General features: G+C 66.1%; 22 protein-coding genes. 13 read left to right on the top strand and 9 right to left on the bottom strand.

The window, feature by feature from the left end:
- Nucleotides 1-25: 25 nt before the first annotated feature.
- Nucleotides 26-1,534 carry a glycosyltransferase family 39 protein gene (locus tag IQ16_RS34490; protein WP_018648801.1) on the top strand — a complete coding sequence of 503 codons (1,509 nt, stop codon included), beginning with the start codon at nucleotides 26-28 and terminating at the stop codon, nucleotides 1,532-1,534.
- A gap of 150 nt (nucleotides 1,535-1,684) precedes the next feature.
- On the opposite strand, the gene IQ16_RS34495 is transcribed toward IQ16_RS34490, so the two are convergent.
- A complete protein-coding gene (locus IQ16_RS34495) occupies nucleotides 1,685-2,488 on the bottom strand; it encodes a uracil-DNA glycosylase (RefSeq protein WP_018648800.1) in 804 nt (267 codons plus the stop codon).
- 236 nt (nucleotides 2,489-2,724) lie between these two features.
- Here IQ16_RS34495 and IQ16_RS34500 point away from each other — a divergent pair, with 236 nt between their 5' ends.
- The 3 genes from IQ16_RS34500 (at nucleotide 2,725) to IQ16_RS34510 (ending at nucleotide 7,465) form a co-directional block, all read left to right on the top strand.
- A complete protein-coding gene (locus IQ16_RS34500) occupies nucleotides 2,725-4,386 on the top strand; it encodes an electron transfer flavoprotein-ubiquinone oxidoreductase (protein WP_018648799.1) in 1,662 nt (553 codons plus the stop codon).
- A gap of 311 nt (nucleotides 4,387-4,697) precedes the next feature.
- Nucleotides 4,698-6,494 carry a tetratricopeptide repeat protein gene (locus IQ16_RS34505; RefSeq protein ID WP_018648798.1) on the top strand — a complete coding sequence of 599 codons (1,797 nt, stop codon included), beginning with the start codon at nucleotides 4,698-4,700 and terminating at the stop codon, nucleotides 6,492-6,494.
- An 86-nt stretch (nucleotides 6,495-6,580) separates the two neighbouring features.
- On the top strand, nucleotides 6,581-7,465 hold the full coding sequence (locus IQ16_RS34510; RefSeq protein WP_018648797.1) for a 4-(cytidine 5'-diphospho)-2-C-methyl-D-erythritol kinase: 885 nt from the start codon (nucleotides 6,581-6,583) through the stop codon (nucleotides 7,463-7,465).
- A 121-nt stretch (nucleotides 7,466-7,586) separates the two neighbouring features.
- Here the strand turns inward: IQ16_RS34510 and IQ16_RS34515 are convergent, their stop codons facing one another.
- The 5 genes from IQ16_RS34515 to IQ16_RS34540 all read right to left on the bottom strand — a co-directional run bounded on the left by IQ16_RS34515 (nucleotide 7,587) and on the right by IQ16_RS34540 (nucleotide 12,325).
- The gene (locus IQ16_RS34515) at nucleotides 7,587-8,462 is read right to left on the bottom strand and encodes an alpha/beta fold hydrolase (RefSeq protein WP_018648796.1); all 876 of its coding nucleotides are present in this window, start codon (nucleotides 8,460-8,462) and stop codon (nucleotides 7,587-7,589) included.
- A complete protein-coding gene (locus tag IQ16_RS34520) occupies nucleotides 8,455-9,087 on the bottom strand; it encodes a LysE family translocator (RefSeq protein WP_018648795.1) in 633 nt (210 codons plus the stop codon). Before IQ16_RS34520 ends, IQ16_RS34515 begins: the two co-directional genes overlap by 8 nt.
- 44 nt (nucleotides 9,088-9,131) lie before the next feature.
- Nucleotides 9,132-10,394: a beta-ketoacyl-ACP synthase II gene (fabF, locus tag IQ16_RS34525; RefSeq protein ID WP_018648794.1), complete on the bottom strand. Its 1,263-nt coding sequence runs from the start codon at nucleotides 10,392-10,394 to the stop codon at nucleotides 9,132-9,134.
- A 1-nt stretch (nucleotide 10,395) separates the two neighbouring features.
- Nucleotides 10,396-10,911, bottom strand: coding sequence for a winged helix-turn-helix transcriptional regulator (locus IQ16_RS34530; RefSeq protein ID WP_018648793.1), 516 nt, complete (start codon nucleotides 10,909-10,911; stop codon nucleotides 10,396-10,398).
- Between the two features lie 406 nt (nucleotides 10,912-11,317).
- Nucleotides 11,318-12,325, bottom strand: coding sequence for a polyprenyl synthetase family protein (locus IQ16_RS34540; RefSeq protein WP_026202916.1), 1,008 nt, complete (start codon nucleotides 12,323-12,325; stop codon nucleotides 11,318-11,320).
- A 133-nt stretch (nucleotides 12,326-12,458) separates the two neighbouring features.
- Here IQ16_RS34540 and IQ16_RS34545 point away from each other — a divergent pair, with 133 nt between their 5' ends.
- The 6 genes from IQ16_RS34545 (at nucleotide 12,459) to glyS (ending at nucleotide 18,125) form a co-directional block, all read left to right on the top strand.
- A complete protein-coding gene (locus IQ16_RS34545; protein WP_018648792.1) occupies nucleotides 12,459-12,686 on the top strand; it encodes a putative signal transducing protein in 228 nt (75 codons plus the stop codon).
- A complete protein-coding gene (locus tag IQ16_RS34550; protein ID WP_018648791.1) occupies nucleotides 12,679-13,446 on the top strand; it encodes a tRNA1(Val) (adenine(37)-N6)-methyltransferase in 768 nt (255 codons plus the stop codon). The genes IQ16_RS34545 and IQ16_RS34550 overlap by 8 nt, the downstream gene beginning before the upstream one ends.
- Before the next feature lie 215 nt (nucleotides 13,447-13,661).
- Nucleotides 13,662-14,570, top strand: a complete 909-nt coding sequence (locus IQ16_RS34555; protein WP_018648789.1) for a S49 family peptidase — start codon at nucleotides 13,662-13,664, stop codon at nucleotides 14,568-14,570.
- A 104-nt stretch (nucleotides 14,571-14,674) separates the two neighbouring features.
- A complete protein-coding gene (locus IQ16_RS34560) occupies nucleotides 14,675-14,866 on the top strand; it encodes a hypothetical protein (protein ID WP_018648788.1) in 192 nt (63 codons plus the stop codon).
- A 224-nt stretch (nucleotides 14,867-15,090) separates the two neighbouring features.
- Entirely contained in the window at nucleotides 15,091-16,026 is a 936-nt protein-coding gene (locus IQ16_RS34565) for a glycine--tRNA ligase subunit alpha (RefSeq protein ID WP_018323356.1), read from the top strand.
- Nucleotides 16,026-18,125: a glycine--tRNA ligase subunit beta gene (gene glyS / locus IQ16_RS34570; RefSeq protein ID WP_018648787.1), complete on the top strand. Its 2,100-nt coding sequence runs from the start codon at nucleotides 16,026-16,028 to the stop codon at nucleotides 18,123-18,125. The genes IQ16_RS34565 and glyS overlap by 1 nt, the downstream gene beginning before the upstream one ends.
- Before the next feature lie 305 nt (nucleotides 18,126-18,430).
- On the opposite strand, the gene IQ16_RS34575 is transcribed toward glyS, so the two are convergent.
- On the bottom strand, nucleotides 18,431-18,781 hold the full coding sequence (locus tag IQ16_RS34575; RefSeq protein ID WP_018648786.1) for a DUF1236 domain-containing protein: 351 nt from the start codon (nucleotides 18,779-18,781) through the stop codon (nucleotides 18,431-18,433).
- Between the two features lie 222 nt (nucleotides 18,782-19,003).
- Between IQ16_RS34575 and IQ16_RS34580 the strand changes: the two genes are divergently transcribed.
- From IQ16_RS34580 to IQ16_RS34595, 3 genes are all read left to right on the top strand, one after another.
- Nucleotides 19,004-19,159, top strand: a complete 156-nt coding sequence (locus tag IQ16_RS34580; protein ID WP_018648785.1) for a DUF3096 domain-containing protein — start codon at nucleotides 19,004-19,006, stop codon at nucleotides 19,157-19,159.
- A 96-nt stretch (nucleotides 19,160-19,255) separates the two neighbouring features.
- On the top strand, nucleotides 19,256-22,183 hold the full coding sequence (ppdK, locus tag IQ16_RS34585) for a pyruvate, phosphate dikinase (protein ID WP_026312974.1): 2,928 nt from the start codon (nucleotides 19,256-19,258) through the stop codon (nucleotides 22,181-22,183).
- Nucleotides 22,184-22,626: 443 nt separating this feature from the next.
- Entirely contained in the window at nucleotides 22,627-24,093 is a 1,467-nt protein-coding gene (locus IQ16_RS34595) for a cell wall hydrolase (protein WP_026312973.1), read from the top strand.
- A 173-nt stretch (nucleotides 24,094-24,266) separates the two neighbouring features.
- Here IQ16_RS34595 and nadC read toward each other — a convergent pair whose 3' ends face one another.
- Complete coding sequence (gene nadC, locus IQ16_RS34600) at nucleotides 24,267-25,145, bottom strand: carboxylating nicotinate-nucleotide diphosphorylase (protein ID WP_018648782.1); 879 nt, start codon at nucleotides 25,143-25,145, stop codon at nucleotides 24,267-24,269.
- A 12-nt stretch (nucleotides 25,146-25,157) separates the two neighbouring features.
- On the bottom strand, nucleotides 25,158-26,762 hold the full coding sequence (locus IQ16_RS34605; protein ID WP_018648781.1) for an L-aspartate oxidase: 1,605 nt from the start codon (nucleotides 26,760-26,762) through the stop codon (nucleotides 25,158-25,160).
- Nucleotides 26,763-26,919 lie beyond the last annotated feature (157 nt).

Consider the following 26,919-nt stretch of genomic DNA (forward strand, 5'->3'; position numbering starts at 1 on the left):
GTTGGCTGCATCTTTCGGACGTTGCATGCGGTTTACCTCCCTGGTCATCGAGCTCATTCGCGCCCGGCCGCGGCTGATCGTGTGGATCGCCGTGCTGCTGCAAGCCGCGATGTGGCTGTTCGTGGCCTTGGTGTTTTACCGCAGCCCGCCTGGCTCCCTGGCGACGCTGCTGGCGTTCGGCAGGGAATACCGGGTCGGCACCGATCTCGGCCCGCCCTTGCCGGTCTGGCTCGCCGACATCGCCTATCGCCTCGCCGGTGGCCACATGTTCGGCGTCTATGTCCTTGCCCAACTCTGTGAGATTGCGACCTTCATCGCGCTCTACCATCTCGCCCGCGCCGTGGTCGGCTCGCAGCAGGCGGTGCTCGCCGTGCTCCTGACCATGACGGTGCTGGCCTTCTCCTCGCCCGCGCTCGATTTCGGCCCGCTCGTGCTGGCCCGCCCGCTCTGGGCGCTGCTGCTGCTGCACTCCTGGCTGATCATCGGCCAGCGCCGCGGCAATGCCTGGTTCGCCTGGTCGATCGAGGCGGGTCTCCTGCTGCTGACGACGCCTGCGGCGATCTTCCTTCTCGCCCTGCTCGTCATCTTTGCGCTCGCAACCGCCGGCGGCCGCCGCACGCTGCGCGCGCTCGACCCGCTGTTCGCTCTGATCGTCGTCGCCGTGCTGGCGCTGCCCTATGCGGTCTGGCTGATGCGCGCCGAGACGCTGGTGCTGCCGGCCCTGCCGCAGCTTGCCGAGCTGAGCACCCGCGCGATCCACGCGGCCTGGCTACTCGGCGGGCTCGTGCTCGGGGCGGCCGCGATCCCGGCGCTGACCTTCCTCAACACCCGTCTGTTCGTCGCCAAGGGCGAGGAGGCGCCGATCATCTACCGGCCGCCGGTCGAGCCGCTCGCGCGCAACTTCGTCTATTTCTTCGCGCTGGCGCCGGCGCTCGGCGCGGTGCTGATCTCAGGCCTCCTCGGCCTCGATTCCGTCGTCGGCGGTGCGGGCGTCGTGCTGGTCATGTCGGGGCTTGCCGTGGTGGTCGCGGCCGGCGAGCTCATCGCGATGCGCCGTGCGCGAATGCTGCGCATGGTCTGGGCTGCCGCCGTCGTCGCCCCCGCCGCCGGCGTGGTGCTCGCCGTGCTGTTTCTGCCCTGGACCGGCGCCAATGAGATTACGACCTCGATGCCGGCGCGCGCGATCTCGGATTTCTTCGACGAGAGCTTTGCCCGCCGTACCAACCATCGCCTGCGCGCGGTTGCCGGCGAAACCCAGCTCGCCAGCCTGATCACGCTGCATTCCGGCCGGCCGCATCTCTTCATCGATGCCGACCCGGCGCGTACGCCGTGGATCAATCAGGCCAGATTCGCCGAGACCGGCGGCGTCGTGGTCTGGCGCGCCTCCGACACGGCCGGCACGCCGCCGCCCGAAATTCTCAAGCGCTTCCCCGGCATCGTGCCGGAAGTGCCGCGTGCCTTCGAATGGCTCGTGACCGGCCGGCAGCAACTGCTGCGTATCGGTTGGGCCATCGTGCGGCCGAAGGGGACGTGAGGCTCTCGTGCCCCGGACGCTGCGCAGCGCCTCTTCGGCGGTGCGCTGCAGAGCCGGGGCCTATCTCGCCGCATCGTCCTGTGTTGCTTTCTGGGTCCCGGCTCTGCGGAGCGTCACTGCGTGCCGCACCGCGTCCGGGACACGAGATCATCACCCCGCCAGCACCTTCGCGATCGCCCGCAGGTCCTGCCAGGCCAGGCGTTTGTAGGACGGCGAGCGCAGCAGATAGGCCGGATGGAAGGTCGGCAGCGCGCGGATGGTGCGCTGGCCCGTCTCGTACTCGAACCAGCGCCCGCGGGTGCGCATGATGCCCTCGCGCGTCGCCAGCAGCGTCTGCGTCGAAGGATTGCCGAGCGTCACCAGCACGTCAGGGTTTACCAGCTCGATCTGGCGCTGGATGAAGGGCAGGCAGATTTGTGTCTCCTGCGGCGTCGGCGTGCGGTTGCCCGGAGGCCGCCAGGGAATGACGTTGGCGATGTAAGCGGTGGTGCGGTTGAGCCCGATCGCCCCGATCATGAGATCGAGCAGCTTGCCGCTGCGCCCGACGAAGGGCAGTCCCTCGATGTCCTCGTCGCGGCCCGGCGCCTCGCCGACGAACATGATGCGCGCCTGCGGGTTGCCGTCGGCGAACACCAGCCGCGTCGCCGTGTTCTTCAGCGCGCAGCCCTCGAAATTCTGCATCAACTCGCGCAGCGCCTCCAGGGTCGGCGCGGTGCGCGCAGCCTCGCGCGCCGAAGCAATGGCAACGTCGGGTGCAGGGGCGGCCTCGCCGCGCATCACCGCGGGCGCGGCGACCGGACGGGGCGCCTCGACTGGCGCCGCGCGCGGGGCCGGCGGTGGCGCATCGATTTCCGCCAGGCGGTCTATCGGTTCCTCCGCCAGCGCGCAGTCGACTCCGGCCTCCAGATAGAAGGCGAGCAGCTCTCGGACGGTGGGTGCGGGTTCGGGGATCATGGGAAAGTCTGACTTTTATAGCATAGCGTTTTCAAGCGAAGTGGACACCGGTTCGCGTGAAGAAAACGCGTCAAAAAATGATCGGGACCTCCCCGGTTCTGGCGTACCAGACCGGGGAGGTCCCGTTTGGACGGCCTTGCATCCCGGCGGAACGCGATTCCGAGGTTGTCCTACCCGGAAAAATCGGAAACAAGAGGGCGCAAACGACCGAGGACCGTCTCAAGGGCTGAGATCAGATGAGCACCGAAGAACTTCCCCCGCGCGAATCCATGGAATTCGACGTCGTCATCGTCGGCGCCGGCCCCTCGGGCCTGTCGGCCGCGATCCGGCTGAAGCAGCTCAACGCCGATCTCAACGTCGTCGTGGTGGAGAAGGGCTCCGAGGTCGGCGCACATATTCTCTCGGGCGCGGTGATCGATCCGGCCGGGCTCGACAAGCTCATTCCGGACTGGCGTGAGGATACCGACTGCCCGCTGAAGACGCAGGTGAAGGACGACCGCTTCTACTGGATGACCGGCGGCGGCGCGATCAAGCTGCCGAACTTCATGATGCCGCCGCTGATGGACAACCATCACTGCTATATCGGCTCGCTCGGCAATGTCTGCCGCTGGCTGGCGCGGAAAGCGGAAGCGCTCGGCGTCGAGATCTATCCTGGCTTTGCCGCGGCCGAGGTGCTCTACGACGAGGAGGGCAAGGTCAAGGGCATCGCCACCGGCGACATGGGCATCGGCCGCGACGGCAAGCCGAAGGACTCCTTCACCCGCGGCATGGAATTGCTCGGCAAGTACACGTTGTTCGCCGAAGGCGCCCGCGGCAGCCTGACCAAGCAGCTCATCAACAAGTTCGCGCTCGATGCCAAGAGCGAGCCGCCGAAGTTCGGCATCGGGCTCAAGGAAGTCTGGCAGATCGATCCCGCCAAGCATCAGAAGGGTCTGATCCAGCATTCGTTCGGCTGGCCGCTCGATCTGAAGACCGGCGGCGGCTCGTTCCTCTATCATTACGACGACAACCTCGTCGCCGTCGGCTTCGTCGTGCATCTCAATTACGACGATCCCTATTTGTCGCCGTTCGACGAATTCCAGCGCTTCAAGACCCATCCCTCGATCCGCGGCACCTTCGAGGGTGCCAAGCGGCTCGCCTATGGCGCGCGCGCCATCACCGAGGGCGGCTATCAGTCGGTGCCGAAGCTGAGTTTTCCCGGCGGCGCGCTGATCGGTTGTGCCGCGGGCTTCGTCAACGTGCCGCGCATCAAGGGCGTGCACAATGCGATGGGCACCGGCATGCTGGCTGCCGAGCATGTCGCCGCGGCGCTCGCCGCCGATCGCGCCAATGACGAACTCGTCGAATACGAGAACGCCTGGCGCTCCTCGTCGGTCGGCAAGGATCTGTTCCTGGTCCGCAACGTCAAGCCGTTGTGGTCGAAATTCGGCACCGTGCTCGGCGTCGCGCTCGGCGGCTTCGACATGTGGTGCAACACGCTGTTCGGCGCCTCGCTGTTCGGCACGCAGTCGCATTCCAAGCCCGATCGCGCGACGCTCGATCCGGCCAAAAGCCACGCGCCCAAGAACTATCCGAAGCCGGACGGAAAGATCTCCTTCGACAAGCTGTCCTCGGTGTTCCTCTCCAACACCAATCACGAGGAGGACCAGCCGGTCCATCTCAAGGTCACGGACATGAACCTGCAGAAGACGTCCGAGCACGACGTGTTCGCCGGTCCCTCGAATCGCTATTGCCCGGCCGGCGTCTATGAGTGGGTCGAGGAGGGGGCGAGCCCGCGCTTCCAGATCAACGCCCAGAACTGCGTCCACTGCAAAACCTGTGACGTGAAGGACCCCAACGGTAACATCACCTGGGTTCCGCCGGAGGGCGGCGGCGGTCCGAACTACGAGGCGATGTAAAAACGCGCTCAGCCAGAGCGGACGACGTCACAAAGCGTGATCTGGCGCACGTTCGCGTGAGAACCGGGCCGCGGCCACCTGTCGCGGCCACGATAAGGCCATAGTAGCAGCGTCTTGGGGCGCTCTTGACCGGTCAGTTGGCCGATTTGGGGCGTGCGGAGGGGATCGCCCGGTCCGAATCCTTGCGGTGAACCGCCAAAAGCGGCATTGTCCGACCCGACGGTTCCGGGTCCCGATGCCACTGGCCGCGTTCGCATGCGAGACGGCCTTCTGCTGCAAACCCAGGCACTACCAACTCAAGGCGAGCCCTGATGTTCTCAAATCGTTTCAACCGCTGGACTGTTGCTGCCATCGCCCTCATGGGCACAGCGATCGCGACGGTCCCCGGCGCGGTCCTGGCGCAGACGCCGGATCACCCGGCCGATACAGCGGCGCAGTTTCCGACCAGAAACGATCTGAAGTCGCTCACCGGCGCCGGCAGCTATCTTGCCGCCCGCCACGCCAGTGTCGAACGCGACGCGGCTTCGGCGGCAGCGTTCTACCGCTCGGCGCTTCGCACCGATCCCAAGAACAACGAGCTGCTCGACCGCGCCTTCATCTCGTCGGTCGCCGACGGTGACATCGACGAGGCGGTCAAGCTCGCCGAGCGCATCCTCACGATCGACAAGACCAACCGCGTCGCGCGTCTGGTCGTCGGCGTGCATGATCTGAAGTTCAAGAAGTACGCGACCGCGCAGAGCAACATCAACCAGTCGATCCGCGGTCCCATCACCGATCTCGTCGCCACGCTGCTGTCGGGCTGGGCCGCCTATGGCGCCGGCGATGCCAAGGGCGGCGTCGCCACCATCGACAAGCTGGCCGGTCCGGAATGGTATCCGCTGTTCAAGGACCTGCACGCCGGCATGATCCTGGAGCTCTCCGGCAAGGAGAAGGATGCCGGCACCCGCTTCGAGCGCGCCTACAAGCTCGATGATTCCATGCTGCGCGTCACCGAGGCCTATGCGCGCTGGCTGTCGCGCAACAAGGATTCGGCTGCGGCGACCAATGTCTACCAGGCCTTCGACAAGAAGCTCGCCCGACATCCGCTCATCGTGGAAGGTTTGCGCGACACCAAGGCCGGCAAGAAGCTGCCGCCGCTGGCCGATTCCGCGCAGGCCGGCGCCGCCGAAGCGCTCTACGGCATCGGCGCCACGCTGACCCGTCGCGGCGGCGAGGATCTGGCGCTGGTCTACCTCCAGCTCGCGCTCTACCTGCAGCCCAGCCATCCGCTGGCGCTGCTCTCGCTCGCCGATCTCTATGAATCGGTGAAGCGGCCGCAGATGGCGATCAAGGTCTATGAGCGCGTGCCCGCGACCTCGCCGCTGAAGCGCAACGCGCAGATCCAGCTCGCCATCGACCTCGATTCGGCCGACCGCACCGACGAGGCGATCAAGATCCTCAAGGGCGTCACGACGGAGGATGCCAAGGATATCGAAGCCATCATGGCGCTCGGCAATATCGAGCGCGGCCGCAAGAAGTTCGGCGACTGCGGCGCGACCTATTCGCAGGGCATCGAGGTGCTGACGCCCGGCAACGACAAGGCCAACAGCGTCTGGTACTATTATCGCGGCATCTGCGAGGAGCGCTCCAAGCAGTGGGCCAAGGCCGAAGCCGATATGAAGAAGGCGCTCGAGCTGCAGCCCGACCAGCCGCATGTCCTCAACTATCTCGGCTATTCCTGGATCGACCAGGGCGTGAACCTCGACGAGGGCATGAAGATGATCAAGCGCGCCGTCGAGCAGCGTCCCGACGACGGCTACATCGTCGATTCCCTCGGCTGGGCCTATTACCGCATCGGCAACTACGAAGAGGCGGTGAAGAACCTCGAGCGCGCGATCGACCTCAAGCCCGAGGATCCCACCATCAACGATCACCTTGGCGACGCCTATTGGCGCGTCGGCCGCACCCTGGAAGCCAAGTTCCAGTGGTCGCACGCGCGCGATCTCAAGCCCGAACCGGATGAGCTTCCGAAGATCGAGGCCAAGATCGCCAACGGTCTGACCGACGACAATTCCAACTCTTCCGCGGCGCAGGCCGAGAAGAAGAAGGACGACGGCAAGGGCGGCTGATCTACGCGCATGATCCGGAAAAGTGTGTAGCGGTTTTCCGATCAGATCATGCGCAAACACGTGAGTCATTTGGGGGCTGATCGCCGATGTCGGCGCTGATTGAAGAAGGGCGGGCGAAGGTCAATTTGAGCCTTCGCGTCGTTGGCCGTCGTGCGGACGGCTATCATGATCTCGAAAGTGTGGTCGCGTTCGCCGATTGCGCCGACCGGCTCACGCTGGAGCCGGGCGGCGAGCTGAAGCTCACCACCACCGGGCCGCTGGCTGCAGCCTGCGGCGAGACATCGGACAATCTCGTGTTCAAGGCGGCCAAGCTTCTGGCCGAGGCCGTGCCGGGCCTGAAGCTCGGCGCCTTCGCGCTCGACAAGGTGCTTCCTGTGGCCGCCGGCATCGGCGGCGGCTCGGCCGATGCCGCGGCGGCGCTACGTCTCCTGGCGCGCCTCAACAATCTGTCGCTCGACGATCCCCGTTTGCAGAAGGTCGCGCTCGCGACCGGCGCCGATGTGCCGGTGTGCCTGCTCTCGAGCGCCTGCGACATGACCGGCGTCGGCGAGCAGCTGCTGCCGCTGGCGTTGCCGAGCATGCCCTGCGTGATGGTCAATCCGCGCGTGCCTGTTGCCACCAAGGACGTGTTCCAGGCGCTTGGCCTGCGCAACGGTGAGCTTCTGGTTGGCGCCACCTCGGTTCTCGAAGCGCCGGCCTGGCCGGAGGAGGGCGGCTCCATTTCCGACTGGGTTGAGGTTCTCGAAACCGTCGCCAACGATCTCGAGGCGCCCGCGCTGCGGATCGAGCCGGTGATCGGTGAGGTGCTAGAGTCCTTGCGCGATTCCGCCGGCGTCAAGCTCGCCCGCATGTCCGGCTCCGGTGCGACGTGCTTTGCGATCTATGGTGCGCCCACCGACGCACATGCCGCCGCCGAAAAGATCCGGCGCGATCACCCCGGCTGGTGGGTGCATGCGGGGACGTTGAGCTAGGTCTTTCCTCGACGATGCTGCTGTAGGGTGGGCAAAGGCGCGAAGAGCCGTGCCCACCATCTTTCAGATAGGCGACAGAAGCGTGGGCACGCTTCGCTTTGCCCACCCTACGGCAGCGGCGCTAGAGGCTTTCTTCGCCGAGCCCCAAAAACTGCCGGATCGCACCCAGCACCTCCTGCGGCTTGTCGTGCTGCAGCCAGTGTCCTGCCCCGGCGATGGTCTCCACACGCGCCTGCGGGAAATACCGCTCCAGGCCTGCGGCCCTGGCGCCCGCGAGGAAGCTCTCCCCTGCATTGAGCAGCAGCGTCGGGCAGGCAATGCGCGACCACAATGCGACGTGATCGTCCGGCCACAGCCGGTGCGGTGCACTGGCGCGCTGATAGGGATCGAACTTCCAGCTAAAGGTGCCGTCCTCGTTCTGCCGCGCGCCGTGCGTGGCGAGGTGCAGCGCAAGTTCGCGGGACAGCCGCCTGTTGTGCAACACCATCTGCGCGGCGGCGTCCGCGAGGGTCGCATAGCGGCGCGGCGTGCGGTCGTGCAGTTTGTCGAGCTGGCCGACCCATTTGCCGATGCGCTCGTGCGCCGGCGGCTTGGGCGCGTCCGGCAGCATGGTCACGCCGTCGAGGACCACCAGTTTCGCGACCTGCTCCGGGAAAGACCCGGAAAAGATCAGGCTCACCATGCCGCCCATCGAGTGACCGATGAGGGTGATCTGGGGCGCGGCGATGGTGCGGACCAGCTGGACGAGATCGTAGACGTATTCGGTCAGCGCGTAGCTACCGCCCCGCGTCCAGTCGGAATCGCCGTGGCCGCGCAGATCGGGCGAGATCACGTGATAATGCGGTTGCAGCGAGCGCGCGACGACGTCCCAGCTGCGGCAATGATCGCGTCCGCCATGGACCAGGATGAGGGGCGGAGCGCTCTCGTTGCCCCAGTCGGCGTAGTGCAGCCGCAGGCCGTGGGATTCATAGAAGCGGTCGTGCGGGGCGCTAGCCATTTGCCGGCCGCCGTGCCAGCGCGAGCGAGAGGCCGAGGCCCGCGATGATGACGCCGGAGCCCTGCGTGAGGCGCCGCATCAGACGCGGCCTTCCGATCAGCTGCGTGCGCGTCGCGGAGGCTATCAGCACCACGACGATATCGGCGACCGTGTTCAGCGTCACCGAGATCGCACCCAGCACGATGAATTGCAGCATCGGGTTCGGTCCCGCGGTATCGAGGAATTGCGGAATGAAGGCGAGGAAGAACGCGGCAGTCTTCGGGTTCAGTGCCTCGACCAGCACGCCGTCGCGAAATGCGCGCTTGTCGCCGACGGCTTCGCTCTCGAGCGAGATCGTCCGGCCGGCGCTGCGAAACGTCTTGATGCCGAGCCAGACCAGATAGAGCGCGCCGACAAACTTCACCGCGGTGAACAGTTCCGCGCTGGCGAGGATGATCGCGGAGATACCGAGGCTGCCGGCGACGACATGGACCATCCCGCCCAGCGCCGTGCCCGCCGTCGAGGCAAAGCCGCTCGCGCGGCCCTCGGACAGGGTTCGTGCCGCGACGTAGAAAATGCCGGGGCCGGGAATTGCCGCAATGAGGAATGCTGCGGCGAGGAACAGCCAGAAATTGGTTTCGCTCATCCTGTTTTCGTAGCGCAGGCTACCGCGATTGCAAGGCCTCTCGTTCAGCCCATCCGGCGGAAGATCGCGCTGGCATTCACCCCGCCGAAGCCGAACCCGTTGGAGATGGCGTATTGCATCGGCATTGGCCGCGCGCGGCCCGAGACGATGTCGATGCCGTCGGCGTTCGCATCGGGGTTTTCGAGATTGACTGTGGGCGGCGCAATCTGGTCGCGCAAGGCGAGCACGGTGAAGATGGCTTCCAGGCCGCCGGCGGCGCCGAGCAGATGGCCGGTGGCGGATTTGGTTGCGCTCACGGCGATGCCGCGGTTGCGGCCGAACAGCGTGGCGATCGCGCCAAGCTCGCTCTCGTCGCCGGCCGGCGTCGACGTCGCATGCGCGTTCAGGTGCTGCAGATCTGCAGGCACGAGGTTCGCCTGCCGGAGCGCGATCTCCATGGCGCGGCGGGCGCCGTCGCCATCGGGCGGGCCCGACGTCATGTGGTAGGCGTCCGCCGTCGTGCCGTAGCCGATGATCTCCGCGATCGGCGTCGCGCCGCGGGCAAGCGCATGCTCGAGATCCTCGATCACCAGGATGCCGGCGCCTTCGCCCATGACAAAGCCATCGCGGTCGCGATCGAACGGGCGCGAGGCGCGTGCGGGTTCGTCGTTGAAGCCGCTCGACAGCGCGCGCGCCGCGGCAAAGCCGCCGAGGCTGACGATGTCGATGCAGGCCTCCGCGCCGCCGCAGATCGCGACGTCGGCTTCGCCCGCGCGGATCATGCGCGCGGCATCGCCGATCGCCTGTACGCCCGCGGCACAGGCCGTGACAGGCGTGCCCAGCGCGCCCTTGTAGCCGTACTTGATCGAGACGTGGCCCGCGGCGAGATTGGCGAGGAACGAGGGGATCGTGAATGGCGACAGCCGACGCGCGCCGCGCTGTTCGGTGATGCGCACGGCTTCCGCCATTGCCGGGAAGCCGCCGACGCCGGAGGCGATGATCGTCGCTGTGCGATCCAGCAAGCCTGCATCCTGCGGCGTCCATTTGGCCTGCGCGACTGCTTCCGCGGTGGCGAGCAGCGCGAACAGGATGAAGCGGTCCATCTTGCGCTGGTCTTTTGGCGCGGCAGCTTGCGACGGGTCGAAGCCGCCTTCGGCGTCATCGGCCTTGTCGGGCACGATTCCGGCGATGTGCGCCGGCAGCGCTTGCGCCCATTCCGGCAGAGGCCGCAGCCCGCTCTGGCCGGCGAGGAGCCGGCGCCAGGACAGTTCGACACCGCAGCCGAGCGGCGACACCGCGCCCATTCCCGTCACGACGATACGACGCATGTCAGTCTCCCACCGGGGCGATGGCCGGGTTCATGGCCTTGAGTGAAGCGAGCCGCTTGCGCATCAAGCGGCTGGCGCCCGGGCCTGCGATGACCACGGCATTGGCGAGTGTGATCGGCTGCATGTCGGTGGCATCGACCACGACGGGATCGAGCGGGCGGACATCTTCACGGTTCGCCAGCAGGATGGCTTCGCCTTTGGGGGCGAGATGCTTGTTGCCCCAGGCGAGCAGCGCCGCGACCACGGGGAAGAAATCCCGAGCCTTGTCCGTCAGCACATATTCGTAGCGCGGTGGCCGCTCCTGATAGCGGCGGCGGACGAACATGCCGCTGTCAGTGAGATGGGCAAGCCGCCGCGACAGGATGTTCGGTGCAATGCCGAGGTTTTTCGAAAACTCGTCGAACCTCGTCGCGCCCTGGAACGCATCCCGCAGGATGAGGATGCTCCACCACTCGCCGACCGTCTCAACGGCGCGGCCGACCGGGCATTCGAGAATGGAAGGGGATTTCGGCTGCATGGCGGGAAGGTAGGAGAGTTACTTGCAAAATGCAAGTGACTAGGCGGGCGGCGTCCCGGCTCCGGCGCGGCGAGTTGTGGGTCTTGGAGGGCGTCGGCCGAAAGTTGAAAGCGTGTTGGCGAATGGCGCCTGCGCGCCTTGCTCCGTCATTGCGAGCGCAGCGAAGCGATCCAGAGTCTCGCCGCGGGGACGGACTGGATTGCTTCGCTGCGCTCGCAATGACGGTGGTGAAGCAGCGCGCACTTATCCATCACCGTCACCCTGAGGCGCGAGACGAGCGACGCGAGAGCGGCGCTTGTCGAGCCTCGAAGGGCGACGGCCCGGCTGCACATCCTTCGAGGCTCGCTACGCGAGCGCCTCAGGATGACGGGCTGATAGTGGTGCGGAAGCGATGGAAGCGCTTCGCCTAATGCGACCGCGCCAGGCAGAACGCCACGACCTGCTCCAGCGCGCTCTTCATCGGCGAGGACGGGAACAGGGCCAGTGCGTCGACGGCCATGGCGCCGTAATGCTGGGCGCGGCTCAGCGTATCCTCGAGCGCGCGGTGCTTGTTCATCAGACCGATGGCGTGATCGAGATCGCTGTCGCCGATCTCGCCGCGCTCCAGTGCGCGGATCCAGAAGGCGCGCTCGGTGTCGTTGCCGCGGCGGAAGGCGAGCACGACGGGCAGGGTGATCTTGCCCTCGCGGAAATCGTCGCCGGTGTTCTTGCCGAGCTTGGCGCTCTTGCCGCCATAGTCGAGCACGTCGTCGACGAGCTGGAAGGCGATGCCGAGATTCATGCCGACCGAGCGGCAGGCGGTCTGTTCCGCCTTCGGGCGGTTGGCGATGACAGGTCCGACCTCGCAGGCGGCGGCGAACAGCTCGGCAGTCTTGCCGCGGATCACGGCGAGATATTCGTCCTCGGTGGTCGCAGTGTTCTTGGCGGCGGCAAGCTGCATCACCTCGCCCTCGGCGATGGTGGCGGCGGCCGCGGAGAGGATGTCGAGCGCGCGCAGCGAGCCGACCTCGACCATCATGCGGAAGGCCTGGCCGAGCAGGAAGTCGCCGACCAGCACGCTGGCCTCATTGCCCCAGAGCATGCGCGCCGACAGCTTGCCGCGGCGCATCTCGCTCTCGTCGACGACGTCGTCGTGGAGCAGGGTCGCGGTGTGCATGAACTCGACGGAGGCAGCTAGCTTGATGTGGCCGTCGCCGGTGTAGCCGGCGAGGTTGGCCATGGCCAACGTCAGCATGGGGCGCAGGCGCTTGCCGCCGGAGGAGATCAGATGGTTGGCCACCTCCGGGATCATGGTGACGTCCGACCCGGTCCGCGACAGGATCGTGGCGTTGACGCGTTCCATATCAGGGGCGACAAGGGCAACCAGCTCTTCGATCGACGCGCCGGGAGTTTCGAAAGGTACGATGACGGCCACGCCGGTCTCCAATATTTGCCCCGGAGGGGCTATTCTGATGGAAATACAATAGAAACTGGCGGCGGATGCGGCAAGGCCTGCGGAACCATTGACATTTGCCGCTTTAGCCCCCTTCAGGCAGGAGACCTCAGTTTTGCGTGAACTGGTTCGGACCAACGATATGGTGCTGGTGTCGGCGATCGGCGCGCTGCTCGACGGCGCCAATATCCATCATCTGGTGCTGGACCAGAACATGAGCATCATCGAGGGCTCGCTCGGCATTCTGCCGCGGCGGATCCTGGTCCATGAGGACGACGCCCTCGAGGCCCGGCAGATCCTGACCGACGCCGGCCTCAGCCACGAACTGCGCGGCGATGATTGAGGCCGCAGCAGATATCACCGAGGACGCCATTCTCGGTGGACAGTTGCTCCTGAAGCAGAAGCGGTCCGGCCATCGCGCCGGGCACGACGCCGTCCTGCTCGCCGCGGCGACGCAGGCCGAGGCCGGGGACCGCGTGGTCGACCTTGGCGCCGGCATCGGCACGGCGGGCCTCGCTCTCGCCCGCCGCGTCGCAGGCATCAGACTGAGCATGGTCGAGATCGATCCGGAACTGGCGGAGCTGGCACGCGCCAATGCGGAGGCGAATGCGATCGCCGCCGAGGCGATCGTGCTCGACGTCACCGCCGACGCGCAGGCGTTCGCGGCACATGGGCTGGTGCCCGACAGCGTCGACGTGGTGCTGACGAATCCGCCCTTCAACGATCCGGCGCGGCATCGTGGGTCGCCGGATCAGTCGCGCCACACCGCGCATGTCGCGACCGGGGAGACGCTGCATGCGTGGGTGCATGCAGCGCGGCGTATCCTCCGATCGAACGGCGTGCTGACTCTGATCTGGCGCGCAGATGGAATCGCCGAGGTTTTGGCAGCGCTGTCACGCGGCTTCGGCAGCCTTGTGGTCCTGCCGGTTCATGGCGAAGCGGGAAGGCCTGCGATCCGCGTGCTGGTGCGCGCGGTCAAAGGCGGCCGGGCTCCGACACGATTGCTGCCGGGCCTCATGCTTAACGAAGAGTCAATCGTGCCTAAAAAAGAGGTGAGGGATATTCTGGAAGGGAGGGCGGTGTTGCCGCTGGCGGAGCCGTGACGGCTTACTGCGGAAGCGATTCCGTCTGCTGTTCTTGCGGGGACGTAAAGCGAATCGCCGTGAAAAGCACACCGATCAGCAGCAGCAGCAGATAGATCTTCATGGCGTTTCCTCCGCTGCCTATTGCAGCTTCCCAACGGGAATTCTGCAAAACACGTTCCAGGCACTTTCAATGACACTCGCGTGATAAGAAATGGTTAAACAGAGGTAACGGCATGGCCGAACAATTGAACGATCGTGGGAGTTCCGGCCTAGCCGACAAGCTCATGCAATACCTGCCGGCGCGCTTCCGTCCCGGCACGGCGGTCGTGCCGGTGGTGCGACTGTCGGGTGTGATCGGTGCGGTGACGCCGCTGCGGCCGGGCATGACGCTCGCGGGCGTCGCGCGGATACTGGAGCGGGCGTTTTCGTATCGGAATGCCAAGGCGGTGGCGCTGGTGATCAACTCGCCCGGCGGCTCGCCGGTGCAGTCGCGCCAGATATTCTTGCGCATCAAGCAGCTCGCTGCCGAGAAGAAGCTGCCGGTGCTTGTCTTCGTCGAGGACGTCGCGGCGTCCGGCGGTTACATGATCGCCTGCGCGGGCGACGAGATCTTCTGCGATCCGTCCTCGATCCTCGGCTCGATCGGCGTGGTCGGCGGCAGCTTCGGCTTCCAGGACGCGATCAGGCGGCTCGGCATCGAGCGGCGCCTCTACACCGCCGGCGCGCACAAGGCGATGCTTGATCCGTTCCTCCCTGAGAACCCCGACGACGTCGCCAAGCTGAAGGCGATCCAGCGCGAGATCCACCAGATCTTCATTGCGCTGGTGAAGGAGAGCCGCGGCGCGCGGCTGAACGGCGCCGACGACACCCTGTTCACGGGTGAATACTGGGCCGGCGAGAGCTCGATCGCGCTTGGCCTCGCCGACGGCATCGGCGATCTCCGCTCAACTCTTCGTGCCCGCTACGGCGAGAAGGTTCTCACCCCCGTGATCGCGCAGCCGACAGGACTTTTGTCCGGCCTTCTCGGGCGGAAATCGCCCGGCGCGGGGCAGCTTTTGGCTCTGGAATCAATGGCCGGCCTGCCGGACGATCTGATCTCGGCGGTCGAGACGCGGGCGATTTGGGCGAAATTCGGGTTCTAGGCGGCGCCCTCCCGCGCCATTTGGTCCGGCGCGAGCCAATTGCGGCGTAGCCCCGACTGCGCGACAATGCGTGTGGGGGCTGAGCACTAGACAAGGATCGACAGATGCCGCCGTTCGTCGCTTTCGCGGGCGTCCTGGGCGGGCTTGCCGTGGTCCGCTGGGCCTACAAGACCGCCGTCCGGATCAACCAGGAGCTGGAGGAGATGCGCCTGTCACGCGTCGCCGAGGCCGCGCACATGGGGGAAATCCAGACGTTGAAGCGCGACCCCGTGACCGGAGCTTACCGGCCGGGCTAGCCGCGCCAAAAACCGCTGCCGTAGGGTGGGCAAAGCGAAGCGTGCCCACCACCAGCATCGGAAGTCCCCGGAAAGATGGTGGGCACGGCGCAAGAGCGCCTTTGCCCACCCTACCGCACCGTCCAAGATCGGCCCGAATCCACCCCCCTTTGCCTTGATTCCCATCCCTGCCGTCGATACGGTCCCGCGCGATTCAAAACCCCCCGCGAGAGCCTGATCTGACGATGGACGCCTCATTGCCCGCCCATATGCGCCCGGAACGCTCGTTCCAGGGCTTCATCCTCGCGCTCCAGCGGTTCTGGGCCGAGCAGGGCTGTGTGATCCTGCAGCCCTACGACATGGAGATGGGCGCGGGGACCTTCCATCCGGCGACCACGCTGCGCGCGCTCGGCCCCAAGCCCTGGAACGCGGCCTATGTGCAGCCTTCGCGCCGGCCCAAGGACGGCCGCTACGGCGAGAACCCGAACCGGATGCAGCACTACTACCAGTTCCAGGTGATCATGAAGCCGTCGCCGCCGAACCTTCAGGAGCTGTACCTGAAGTCGCTCGCCGCGATCGGCATCGATTCCGCCGTGCACGACATCCGCTTCGTTGAGGACGATTGGGAGAGCCCGACGCTGGGCGCCTGGGGCCTGGGCTGGGAGTGCTGGTGCGACGGCATGGAAGTCAGCCAGTTCACCTATTTCCAGCAGGTCGCCGGTTTCGAATGCGCGCCGGTTGCGGGCGAGCTCACCTACGGGCTCGAGCGCCTCGCGATGTATGTGCAGGGCGTCGACCGCGTCTACGACCTCAACTTCAACGGCCGCGAGGGCGACGCCAAGGTCACCTATGGCGATGTCTTCCTGCAGGCCGAGCGGGAATATTCGAAGCACAATTTTGAAGTCGCCGACACCGCGATGCTGTTCGAGCAGTTCAAGATGGCGGAAGCGGCGTGCAGAAAGTACCTCGACGCCGGCTGGAAGGACGACAAGCGCGAGGCGCATCTGATGGCGCTGCCGGCCTATGACCAGTGCATCAAGGCGAGCCACGTCTTCAATCTGCTCGATGCGCGCGGCGTGATCTCCGTGACCGAGCGGCAGAGCTACATTCTCCGGGTGCGCGAGCTGGCCAAGGCCTGCGGCGAGGCCTGGATCCATACTGAAGCGGGCGGAGCGGCCTGATGCCCGAACTTTTGCTTGAACTGTTCTCGGAAGAAATCCCCGCCCGCATGCAGGCCAAGGCGGCCGACGATTTGCGCCGCATGGTCACCGACAAGCTCGTTGCCGAAGGCCTCGTCTACGAGGGCGCCAAAGCCTTCGCGACGCCGCGTCGCCTTGCGCTCACCGTGCACGGAATCCCTGCGCGCCAGCCGGACCTGAAGACCGAGCGCCGCGGCCCGAAGGTCGGCGCGCCCGATGCGGCCGTGCAGGGCTTTCTGAAAGCGACGGGCTTGAAGTCGCTGGACGAAGCCAAGATCCAGCGCGACCCCAAGGGTGATTTCTACATCGGATTGATCGAGAAGCCCGGCCGTGACGCGATCGATGTGCTCGCGGAAATCCTCCCGGTCATCATCCGCACCTTCCCCTGGCCGAAATCGATGCGCTGGGGCGCGCGCTCGGGCAAGCCCGGCTCGCTGAGCTGGGTGCGTCCGCTGCACGCGATCACCGCGACCTTCGGGCTCGAGACCGAAGAGCCCGATGTCGTGAAGTTCGAGGTGGACGGCATCGAGACCGGCCAGACCACCTACGGCCACCGCTTCATGGCGCCGGAAGCTATCTCCGTGCGCCGCTTCGAGGACTATGAAGCGAAGCTGAAGGCTGCAAAAGTCATCCTCGATCCGCAGGCGCGCAAGGACATCATCTTTGCCGACGCCAAGGAACTGACCTTCGCGCAAGGTTTTGAGCTCGTCGAGGATCAGGTGCTGCTCGACGAGGTCTCCGGCCTCGTCGAATGGCCCATCGTCATGATGGGATCGTTCGAGGAAGAGTATCTCGCGATCCCGGAAGAAGTGATCCGTGCCACCATCCGCAACAACCAGAAGTGTTTTGTGGTCAGGGATTCCAAGACCGGCAAGCTGACCAACAAGTTCGTGCTCACCGCCAATATCGAGGCGACCGACGGCGGCAAGGTCATCGTATCGGGCAACGAGCGCGTGATCCGTCCGCGCCTGTCGGATGCGAAGTTCTTCTACGAGACCGATCTGAAGACGAAGCTCGAGGATCGTCTGCCGAAGTTCGAGCAGATCGTGTTCCACGAGAAGCTCGGCACGCAGGCCGCGCGCATCAAGCGCATCGAGCGGCTCGCCGCCGAGATCGCGCCGCTGGTCGGCGCCGATGTCGCAAAGGCGACGCGGGCCGCGCATCTGGCGAAGGCGGATTTGCTGACCGAAGTCGTCGGCGAATTCCCCGAGGTGCAGGGCCTGATGGGCCGGTACTACGCGAAGGCCCAGGGCGAGGATGATTCCGTCGCCGCCGCCTGCGAGGAGCATTACAAGCCGCAAGGACCCGCCGATCGCGTGCCGACCGATCCGGTCAGCGTTGCGGTGGCGCTCGCGGACAAGATCGACACGCTTGTTGGCTTCTGGGCGATCGACGAGAAACCGACGGGATCGAAGGACCCGTATGCGCTGCGCCGTGCCGCGCTGGGTGTGATCAGGCTGATCGCCGAGAACGCACTGCGTCTGTCGCTGATGAAGGTGGCGGCGTCCGCGCTCGCCGGCTTGTCGGTGAATCCTGCCGACGCCCAGAAGCTTCCAAGCGATCTCCTTGCCTTCTTCGCCGATCGACTGAAAGTCCAGCTCCGCGAGCAGGGCGCTCGGCACGATCTCGTCGATGCCGTGTTCGCGCTTGGCGGCCAGGACGACCTCCTGATGATCGTCCGCCGCGTCGATGCGCTCGGCAAATTCCTCGACAGCGACGACGGCAAGAACCTGCTCGCCGGCACCAAGCGTGCCAGCAACATCCTCTCGATCGAGGAGAAGAAGGACAAGCGCAGCTTTGACGGCGCGCCCGATGCTGCGCTCTACAGCCTCGCTGAGGAGAAGGCGCTGGCCAAGGCGATCGGCGAGGTCAAGGCGGAAGCGAGTGCTGCCGTCGCCAAGGAGGACTTTGCCGCCGCGATGAGTGCGATGGCGAAGCTGCGTCCGCCGGTCGATGCGTTCTTCGACAAGGTCCGCGTCAACGACGACGATGCGAAGGTGCGCGAGAACCGCCTGAAGCTGCTGAACGAGATCCGCAGCGCCACGCGTGCGGTGGCGGATTTTTCGAAGATCCAGGATTGAGGCGCGGGTATCGCGGCTCTCGTCCCCCGGACGCTGCGCAGCGCTTCTTAGCGGTGCGCTGCAGAGCCGGGGCCCATATTGCCTCGTGCTCGGAGCTTCTGGGTCCCGGGTCGCGGTTCGCTTGCCCGGGACACGAGAGAAAAAAGCCCCGCCCGGCGGGGGGAGACCGGGCAGGGCCTGATGTCCGATTTTACACTGCTCACGCCAGCCTGATTGAAGTGGCGCGCCGGACATCTAGTCGATCAGCGGCGTTCTTAAGCGGAGTGGGTACCGGTTCGCGTGACGAAACGCGTCCGGACAACGATCTAGTCCAGCACCTCGACGATGCGGCGCGAGCGCGGCTCGACCAGCACCGTTTCGCCGTTCACGACGGTGTAGCGATAGGTGGTGGCGCCGAAACGTTGCGGCACGTCATAATAGGTGACGCCGCTTTCGGGTAAGGTGGCGCCGACCACCACGCGATCCGGGACACGGAAGGCTGGCACACGTTGCTCGACCACATAGTCGCGGAAGGCCGGTCGTTGTTCGACCGCAATCGTCGGGCCGCTCTCGACCACAACAGGTGCGCGTCCGACCGTGCCGCTTTGCGCCTGCGCCGCCAGGGGCGAGCCGATCGCGGCCGCGAGCGCTGCAAGGGCAAGAATCCTGTTCTGCATGCAAAACTCCTTCGCATGTTTCGGGAAGCGCCAGTGGCGCGACTCGTTGCCAATGCATGCGTCTTGGCAATGTTCCGGGAAAACGCCCGCCGCATTCGCGGCAATTTCAGGCAGTTTTCGCGAAAGGGGGAACCCGCATCGCGCCTTGTGCGTCTCTACTCGCGGAACCGGGACCGCTATGATCCGCCCGCGATTCGCGCCACCTCCACAGAAAGATAATTCATGCACATCACCGTCGCCCACATTTCGCCGATCCTGTCGTTGATTGCGGGCGTGCTCATCCTGATCATGCCGCGGCTGCTCAACCTGATCGTCGCGATCTTTCTCATCGTCAACGGCGCGATCGGGCTCGGGCTCCTGAAGTGGCTCCACCTCTAGGGGTTCATTTTCCGGAACTGTCCGACTTGCGCGGGCCCCTCCAAAGTGGTGTAAGGCCCGCGATTTCCCATTCCTCTCGCAGGTTGTGTGCAAGCTATGGCCAAAGCCGCCTCGAAGCCTAAGAAAATACCAGCGAAATCAAAGTCCTCCGCCAAGGCGAAAGCCGCGCCGGCGGCCCGCAAGACGCTTGCCAAGAGCGCCTTGAAGAGCGCCCCGAAGCCGGTGGCCAAACCCGTGGCGAAGCCTGCCGCGAAGGCCGCAACCAAGCCGGCTGCGCCGAAGGTTGCCGCCAAGGTCGCGCCGAAGAAGGCTGCACCAGCCAAGGCGGCGCCAGCTGCCCCCAAGGCCGGCAAATGGGTCTACACATTCGGCGACGGCAAGGCCGAGGGCCGGACGGAGATGCGCGACCTGCTCGGCGGCAAGGGCGCCAACCTCGCCGAGATGGCCAATCTCGGCCTGCCGGTGCCTCCCGGCTTCACCATCCCGACCTCGGTCTGCACTTACTTCTACGCACACGACAAGTCCTATCCTAGGGAATTGCAGTCGCAGGTTGAGAAGGCGCTCGACCATGTCGGCAAGTTGACCGGCAAGGTGTTCGGCGACACCAAGAACCCGCTGCTCGTCTCGGTGCGCTCCGGCGCGCGCGCCTCGATGCCGGGCATGATGGACACGGTGCTCAATCTCGGCCTGAACGACGAGACCGTGGAAGCGCTGTCGGAGCTGTCGGGCGACCGCCGCTTCGCCTATGACAGCTATCGCCGTTTCATCACCATGTATTCCGACGTGGTGCTCGGCTTCGAGCATCATCACTTCGAGGAAATCCTCGACACCTTCAAGGACAGCCAAGGCTACACGCTCGACACCGACCTGTCCGCCGACGACTGGGTCGAACTGGTCGGCAAGTACAAGGACGCGGTCGCGCGCGAGACCGGCAAGGACTTCCCGCAAGATCCGCACGACCAGCTCTGGGGCGCGATCGGTGCGGTGTTCTCATCCTGGATGAACGCGCGCGCGGTGACCTACCGCAAGCTGCACGACATCCCGGAATCCTGGGGCACCGCGGTCAACGTGCAGGCCATGGTGTTCGGCAACATGGGCGAGACCTCGGCGACCGGCGTTGCCTTCACCCGCAACCCCTCGACCGGGGAGAGCAAGCTCTACGGCGAATTCCTGATCAACGCGCAGGGCGAGGACGTGGTGGCGGGCATCCGCACGCCGCAGGACATCACCGAGGAGGCGCGCAAGGAGTCGGGCTCCGACAAGGCGTCGATGGAATCGGCGATGCCGGAAGCCTTCAAGGAGCTGACGCGGATCTACACGCTGCTCGAGAAGCACTACCGCGACATGCAGGACATGGAGTTCACGGTCGAGCAGGGCAAGCTCTGGATGCTCCAGACCCGCGGCGGCAAGCGCACCGCCAAGGCGGCGCTGCGCATCGCGGTCGAGCTCGCCAATGAGGGCCTGATCTCGAAGAAGGAAGCGGTGACGCGGATTGATCCGGCCTCGCTCGATCAGCTGCTGCATCCGACCATCGATCCCAACGCCAAGCGCGACGTGATCGCCACGGGCCTGCCGGCTTCGCCGGGCGCGGCCTCCGGCGAGATCGTCTTCTCCTCGGACGAGGCGGCCAAGCTTCAGGGCGACGGACGTAAAGTGATTCTGGTCCGCATCGAGACCAGCCCGGAAGACATCCACGGCATGCATGCCGCGGAAGGCATCCTCACCACCCGTGGCGGCATGACCTCGCACGCCGCGGTCGTCGCCCGCGGCATGGGCAAGCCCTGCGTCTCCGGCTGCGGCACCATCCGCGTCGATTACGGCCGCGGCACCATGAGCATCGGCTCGCGCACCTTCAAGACCGGCGACGTCATCACCATCGACGGCTCGCTCGGCCAGGTGCTGGCCGGCCGCATGCCGATGATCGAGCCGGAGCTCTCCGGCGAGTTCGGCACGCTGATGAACTGGGCCGACCAGGTCCGCAAGATCGGCGTCCGCGTCAACGGCGACACGCCGGATGACGCGCGCACCGCGATCAAGTTCGGCGCCGAAGGCATCGGCCTCTGCCGCACCGAGCATATGTTCTTCGAGGAGACGCGCATCCGCACGGTGCGCGAGATGATCCTCTCCGAGGACGAGCAGTCGCGCCGTGCCGCGCTCGCGAAGCTGCTGCCGATGCAGCGTGCCGACTTCGTCGAGCTGTTCGAGATCATGAAGGGCCTGCCCGTCACGATCCGCCTGCTTGATCCGCCGCTGCACGAGTTCCTGCCGCACACCCATGCCGAGGTCGAGGAAGTGGCGCGCGCCATGCACACCGATCCGCGGCGCCTCGCCGACCGTGCGCGCGAGCTTTCGGAGTTCAATCCGATGCTCGGCTTCCGCGGCTGCCGCATCGCGATCGCCTATCCGGAGATCGCGGAGATGCAGGCACGCGCGATCTTCGAGGCGGCGGTCGAAGCCGAGAAACGTACCGGCAAGGCCGTCGGCCTCGAGGTGATGGTGCCGCTGATCGCGACCAAGATGGAGCTCGACCTCGTCAAGGCGCGCATCGATTCCACCGCGAAGGCGGTGATGCGCGAGACCAACACCAAGATCGGCTATCAGGTCGGCACCATGATCGAGCTGCCGCGCGCGTGCCTGCTTGCGGCCGAGATCGCGGAGAGCGCCGAGTTCTTCTCCTTCGGCACCAACGACCTCACGCAGACGACCTACGGCATCAGCCGCGACGACGCGGCGAGCTTCCTCGGTCCCTACGTGACGAAGGGTATCCTTACTGTCGATCCCTTCGTCGCGCTGGACCAGGAGGGCGTCGGCGAGCTTGTCAAGATCGGCGTCGCGCGCGGCCGCAAGACGCGTGCGAAGCTCAAGGTCGGGATCTGCGGTGAGCACGGCGGCGATCCGGCCTCCGTCGCCTTCTGCCACAATATCGGCCTCGACTACGTCTCCTGCTCGCCGTACCGCGTGCCGATCGCACGCCTCGCGGCGGCGCAGGCCGCGCTCGGCAAGGAGATCGCGAGCCAGGCGTAAGGCGAAGCGCAGGATTGAGTTGAGAGAGGCGGGGCTTTGGCCCCGCCTCTTTTCGTTTTGTGCGACGCTCCCTCCACGCCGTCATTGCGAGCGCAGCGAAGCAATCCAGAATCTTACCGCGGTGGCAGTCTGGATTGCTTCGCTGCGCTCGCAATGACGAGTGTGTTGCAACGCCAGGAACCCATCACGCGTCCCGTAATGATACGCGCACGCAAGAGTTCCTTCACCATTCGCGTTGACCAGATGTTTACCGTTTTACGTGAGGTCGCATTTACCAACGCGCATCGTCGCCCCGTGAAAACACCTGCAATCGCTTGAGTGTGCCGCGCGCGCAACGCCGATTAACGCCCCGGCAACCTAAATTGGATACTTACGATAAAGATCGAATTGCACGGATGTACTGAGTTCGATCAGACGAACGTAAGCGTAGCGTGAGCGTATCGATGTCAGTGTTGCGTAAGCATCCGAAGGGCGCGCGGTTCGCGTCCTTCGGCATCGGTCTCTGCATCTTCGCATTGATGCCGAGAGAGACCGGCTATCAGGACATTGCCTCTCTGCTGGCGCGTCAGCCCGGCGTCGCCGAGCGTTGGCAGAAGCAGGTGTTCTCCGCGGCGTCCTCGATCCAGCTCGCCACCTACAGTTTCTCCCGCCCCATCGGCACCTCGGTTCCGCAGAGCGCGATGGTTCGCCTCGCAAGCATCGATGGCCGCGATGTCACTGGTGCGATCAGCCGCAATCCCGCGCTCCAGGCGGCGCCGCGCTATCAGGCCGCAGATTTTCCCAAGGTCGATCGCGCGCTGAAGGGTGATCGCCTTGCAACGGCTACACCCGCGCAGGCTCCGGAGATCGCGCCACCCGCCGCGACGCCCGCGCCGGAAGATCCCGCGACGTCGAACAGCTCGGTGTTCGGCGCCAAGACCGCTGCATTGCCGCAAGCGATGTCGCAAGCAATGTCACCTGAGTCTGCGGCCGCGCTCGACCCGGAGCTTGCAGAAGCGATGCGCGCGCCGCCATTGCCGCAATATGCCAATCCTCCGCAGGCCAGCGACGTTGCACGCTCGTTCGCGGTGCAGCCGCTGGAGGCGCTGAAGCGAGCGACTGCGCCGACGACGCCCGTGCGCGATCCGTTCAGCGTCAAGACCTCGAACCTGTTCTTCGGCAGTTCCTCGCTCGGCGGCAATCTCGAGAGCATCGAGAGCTGGCAGCCCGGTGCCGAGCCGCTGATCGTGATGCCCGACCCCGACATGAAGGTCACGGCCTCGCTGACGCCGCCGACGGCGGAGATCGCCAAGGACATCGAGAGCGGCGAGAGTGTCGCGCCGAAGGGCGAGGTCAACGCCGACAACCAGCGCGCCAAGTCCCCGGCGGAGCGGCTCGCGCTCGACGACAAGTCGCGCGCGAAGTCGGAGAAGTGTCTCGCCGAGGCCGTCTATTTCGAATCCCGCGGCGAGGCCGTGCGCGGCCAGATCGCGGTGGCGCAGGTGGTGATGAACCGCGTATTCTCGGGCAAATATCCCGACACCGTGTGCGGCGCGGTCTATCAGAACAAGCACCGCCATTTCGCCTGCCAGTTCACCTTTGCCTGCGACAACAATCCCGATGTGATCCGCGAGCCCGAGATGTGGGAGCGTGCGAAGAAGATCTCGAAGGCGATGCTCGATGGCCAGATCTGGCTGCCCGAGGTCGGCAAGTCGACGCACTACCACGCTTATTGGGTGCGCCCGTCCTGGGTTGCCGAGATGAAGAAGATGTACAAGACCGGCGTGCACACCTTCTATCGGCCGCGCAACTGGGGCGACGGCAGCGAGGAACCGAGCTGGGGCACCCCGGCCCAGACCGCCGCACTCTCGGCTGAACTCGCGCAGGAAGCCAAGAGCTCCGCCGAGATGGGTGTGAGCGAGCGAAGGTAGTCTTTCTTAACCTCGCCCCGCTTGCGGGGAGAGGTCGACGCGCGAAGCGCGTCGGGTGAGGGGGACGGTCTCTCGAAGATCTCACGCGTGGAGAGAGGCCCCTCACCCCAACCCTCCAGCGCGAGCGAAGCTCGTCGCGGCCCCGTAAGAACGGGGAGAGGGGGTAGACCGTCTCACGCCGCGATATCCAACGCGCAGTCGAAGTTCGGCGCCGAATGCGTCAGGGCGCCGGAGGACGCATAGTCGACGCCGGTCGCCGCGATGGCCGCAATCGAGTCCAGCGTGACACCGCCTGACGCCTCCAGCTTGAGGCGGCCCTCGTTGATCCCCACGGCCTCGCGCAGCGTCGCAAGATCCATATTGTCGAGCAGCACGGCGTCGGCCAGTCCAGTGTCGAGCACCTCGCGCAGCTGGATCAGCGTATCCACCTCGATCTCGATCTTGACGAGATGGCCGGCATGGGCGCGGGCCCGCTCCAGCACGGCACGGATGCCGCCGGCGACGGCGATGTGATTGTCCTTGATCAGGATCGCATCGTCGAGGCCGAAGCGGTGGTTGAAGCCGCCGCCGCAGCGCACCGCATATTTCTCCAGCGCGCGCAATCCCGGCGTGGTTTTTCGCGTGCAACAGATACGCATCCTGGTGCCTTCGGTGCGCGCGACATAGTCCGCCGTGAGCGTGGCTATGCCCGACAGGCGGCCGACAAAGTTCAGCGCGGTGCGCTCCGCGGTGAGAATGGCGCGTGCGGGACCCGTGATGGTCAACACCTGCTGCCCGCGGGCGACGCGTGCGGCGTCGCGGACGTGCGCGCGCACCTCGATGTCGGTCGAGAGCTTTTGCAGCGTTGCCAGCGCCAGCGGCAGGCCGGCGATCACGCCGGACTGGCGCGCGACCAGGATGGCCTGCGCCCTGGTTGCCTCCGGGATCGTCGCCAGCGAGGTGATGTCGCCGGCGCGGCCGAGGTCTTCGTCGAGGGCGCGATTGACGGCCCCATCGATGGCGAGCGGCGAGAGGAAGGCATCGGGATAGAGCAGTGAGGTCGGGGTGATCATTGGGGGACTCCGTCAGGCGATCAGGGGTTGCGCAATGCGCGGCAGCGGACGCTCGCTCAGGCTCTCCGCGACCTCGCGCGCTGCGGCGAGCGTGGTCATCGTTCTCTGCGCCAGCGCGGGGTTATCGGCCGGATGATCGGCACGGAAATGCGCGCCGCGGCTCTCGCGCCGCATCCAGGCCGCAGCGGCAACGAGCAGGGCTGAAATCGCCATATTGCGAAGAGCGATGTTTCCAGCCTCGCGTTCCAGCGTGGCGAAGTGGCGCATGGCTGCCGCAAGCCCATCGCCATCGCGGATCACGCCGACATGCGCGCTCATCATTGCGCGCAGCCGTCTTATGTCAGCTGCATCCGGCGCGCCGCCGCGCGGCGTCACGACTGCGTCGGGGAGGCGGGCAGGTGAGGGCACCGTGCGGCCGGCGATGTCGTCGGCGATTCGTGCAGCGTAGACCACCGCCTCCAGCAGCGAATTGGAGGCGAGGCGGTTGGCGCCATGCGCGCCGGTGGACGACACCTCGCCGCCGGCCCAGAGCCCGTCGATCGAGCTGCGGCCGCGCGCATCCACCGCGATGCCGCCCATGTGGTAATGCGCGGCCGGCGCGATCGGGATGGCTTGTCTCGCGGGATCGATCCCGGCGGCGATGCAGCTTGCATATACGGTCGGGAATTTGTCGGCGAAACGCGCGCCGAGCGCCTCCCGTGCATCGAGGAAGGCACCGCGCCCGGCGGCAATCTCGGCGAACACGCCGCGGGCCACGATGTCGCGCGGCGCGAGCTCGGCGAGCGGATGGCGCACCAGCATGAAGCGCTCACCATGGCCGTTGATCAGCGTCGCGCCTTCGCCGCGCAGTGCTTCGGTCGCGAGCGGTGCCGGATCGCGGCCGACCATGATGGCGGTGGGGTGGAACTGCACGAATTCAGGATCGGCGATCACGGCGCCGGCGCGAGCGGCGATCGCAAGGCCCGAGCCGCTTGCTTCAAGCGGGTTGGTGGTGACCGCGTAGAGATGGCCGAGGCCGCCGGTCGCGAGCACCACCGCGCGCGCGGCCAGGAAGATCGGCTTTGCTGAGGGATTGCCGACTTCGCGCAACTGCAGGCCGATGACGGCGCCGTCACCGGTCAGCAGCGATTCTGCGACCAGGCCTTCGATGATGCGGATCGACGGCGTGCGGCGCACCGCCTCGCTCAAGGCTGCGATGATCGCAGCGCCCGCACCATCGCCACGCACATGCACGATGCGCCGGGCCGAATGTGCGGCTTCGCGCCCCACAGCGAGCCGGCCTTCGAGGTCGCGGTCGAACGGCACGCCATAGGCAAGAAGATCGTGGATGCGCGGCGCAGCCTCACGGGCAATGCCGAGCGCGACGGTTTCGTCGACCAGGCCGCCGCCGACGGCCACGGTATCTGCGGCATGCGCCTCCGGCGTATCGCCTTCGGCCACCGCCGCGGCGATGCCGCCTTGCGCCCATGCCGAGGATGCGCCCTGTCCAAGCGGCGCCGCCGAGATCAGCGTCACCGGCCGCGGTGCCAGCTTCAGCGCGCAAAACAGTCCGGCAAGGCCGCCGCCGACGATGACGACGTCGTCGGTCGAGCGAGTGAGGTCGTGGGCGTTTGTCATGGATATCTCCGTTCACTCCGCCGTCGTCCCCGCGAAGGCGGGGACCCATAACCCCAGGGAGGAGTTGTGGCGCGAACTCGTCATCGCCAAACATCTTCCTGTGGTTATGGGTCCCGGATCTGCGCGCGCTTGCGGCGCGCTTGTCCGGGACGACGGC

It is taken from the genome of Bradyrhizobium huanghuaihaiense, assembly GCF_007830635.1.
In the GTDB taxonomy this organism is placed as follows: Bacteria; Pseudomonadota; Alphaproteobacteria; order Rhizobiales; family Xanthobacteraceae; genus Bradyrhizobium; species Bradyrhizobium huanghuaihaiense.

Excerpts from the sequence above, each read along its gene's own strand:
- IQ16_RS34490 (WP_018648801.1), top strand. The coding sequence starts at position 26 with ATGCGGTTTACCTCCCTGGTCATCGAGCTCATTCGCGCCCGGCCGCGG.
- IQ16_RS34495 (WP_018648800.1), bottom strand. The coding sequence starts at position 2,488 with ATGATCCCCGAACCCGCACCCACCGTCCGAGAGCTGCTCGCCTTCTAT.
- IQ16_RS34500 (WP_018648799.1), top strand. The coding sequence starts at position 2,725 with ATGAGCACCGAAGAACTTCCCCCGCGCGAATCCATGGAATTCGACGTC.
- IQ16_RS34505 (WP_018648798.1), top strand. The coding sequence starts at position 4,698 with ATGTTCTCAAATCGTTTCAACCGCTGGACTGTTGCTGCCATCGCCCTC.
- IQ16_RS34510 (WP_018648797.1), top strand. The coding sequence starts at position 6,581 with ATGTCGGCGCTGATTGAAGAAGGGCGGGCGAAGGTCAATTTGAGCCTT.
- IQ16_RS34515 (WP_018648796.1), bottom strand. The coding sequence starts at position 8,462 with ATGGCTAGCGCCCCGCACGACCGCTTCTATGAATCCCACGGCCTGCGG.
- IQ16_RS34520 (WP_018648795.1), bottom strand. The coding sequence starts at position 9,087 with ATGAGCGAAACCAATTTCTGGCTGTTCCTCGCCGCAGCATTCCTCATT.
- fabF (WP_018648794.1), bottom strand. The coding sequence starts at position 10,394 with ATGCGTCGTATCGTCGTGACGGGAATGGGCGCGGTGTCGCCGCTCGGC.
- IQ16_RS34530 (WP_018648793.1), bottom strand. The coding sequence starts at position 10,911 with ATGCAGCCGAAATCCCCTTCCATTCTCGAATGCCCGGTCGGCCGCGCC.
- IQ16_RS34550 (WP_018648791.1), top strand. The coding sequence starts at position 12,679 with ATGATTGAGGCCGCAGCAGATATCACCGAGGACGCCATTCTCGGTGGA.
- IQ16_RS34555 (WP_018648789.1), top strand. The coding sequence starts at position 13,662 with ATGGCCGAACAATTGAACGATCGTGGGAGTTCCGGCCTAGCCGACAAG.
- IQ16_RS34560 (WP_018648788.1), top strand. The coding sequence starts at position 14,675 with ATGCCGCCGTTCGTCGCTTTCGCGGGCGTCCTGGGCGGGCTTGCCGTG.
- IQ16_RS34565 (WP_018323356.1), top strand. The coding sequence starts at position 15,091 with ATGGACGCCTCATTGCCCGCCCATATGCGCCCGGAACGCTCGTTCCAG.
- glyS (WP_018648787.1), top strand. The coding sequence starts at position 16,026 with ATGCCCGAACTTTTGCTTGAACTGTTCTCGGAAGAAATCCCCGCCCGC.
- IQ16_RS34575 (WP_018648786.1), bottom strand. The coding sequence starts at position 18,781 with ATGCAGAACAGGATTCTTGCCCTTGCAGCGCTCGCGGCCGCGATCGGC.
- IQ16_RS34580 (WP_018648785.1), top strand. The coding sequence starts at position 19,004 with ATGCACATCACCGTCGCCCACATTTCGCCGATCCTGTCGTTGATTGCG.
- ppdK (WP_026312974.1), top strand. The coding sequence starts at position 19,256 with ATGGCCAAAGCCGCCTCGAAGCCTAAGAAAATACCAGCGAAATCAAAG.
- IQ16_RS34595 (WP_026312973.1), top strand. The coding sequence starts at position 22,627 with ATGTCAGTGTTGCGTAAGCATCCGAAGGGCGCGCGGTTCGCGTCCTTC.
- nadC (WP_018648782.1), bottom strand. The coding sequence starts at position 25,145 with ATGATCACCCCGACCTCACTGCTCTATCCCGATGCCTTCCTCTCGCCG.
- IQ16_RS34605 (WP_018648781.1), bottom strand. The coding sequence starts at position 26,762 with ATGACAAACGCCCACGACCTCACTCGCTCGACCGACGACGTCGTCATC.